This window comes from Rhizobium sp. SRI_017 (assembly GCF_057586295.1).
Genome location: NZ_JBYCZP010000085.1, coordinates 1 through 637 on the forward strand (window position 1 = coordinate 1; position 637 = coordinate 637).

1 protein-coding gene is annotated in these 637 nt (G+C 65.9%); it reads left to right on the top strand.

Translation table 11 applies throughout. From position 1 onward, the window contains the following. Positions 1–637, top strand: a 637-nt coding sequence (locus AC2YI2_RS35120) for a chemotaxis protein CheB (RefSeq protein ID WP_487391137.1), incomplete at both ends; no start/stop codon positions are given.

Sequence of the window (637 nt, forward strand, 5' to 3'; positions counted from 1 at the left end):
TGACGTCATTCTCAAGCCGAAGATCGGTGCCGCGGACTATCTCGCGGAATCGGGCATGCGCATCCGTGACGCCGTCAAGGGTGCGGCGATCGCACGGATTGGTGCCGGACGACGCAACGTGGGTTCGGCAACAACGCAAGCCAAACTCACCGCCGACGCGGTGCTGCCGCCGCCGAGCGGTCGGGCCATGGCCAAGACGACCGAAATGGTGGTCTGCGTCGGCGCCTCGACCGGGGGTACCGAAGCGTTGAGAGAGATGCTCGAGCAACTACCGGCCAACTCTCCCGGCCTCGTCATCGTCCAGCATATGCCGGAGAAGTTCACCGCCGCCTTTGCGCAGCGCCTCAACACGCTGTGCGAGGTGGAGATCAAGGAAGCGGAGAATGGAGATCCGGTGTTGCGCGGCCACGTACTGATCGCACCGGGCGACCGTCACACGCTGCTTGAGCGGCAGGGCGCGCGCTATGTCGTTTCCGTCCGGACCGGCCCGCTCGTTTCGCGCCATCGGCCTTCGGTCGACGTGCTGTTCCGCTCGGCGGCGCGTTCCGCCGGCGGAAATGCGATGGGTGTCATCATGACCGGCATGGGCGACGATGGGGCGCGCGGAATGGCTGAAATGCATACGGCCGGCGCCTAC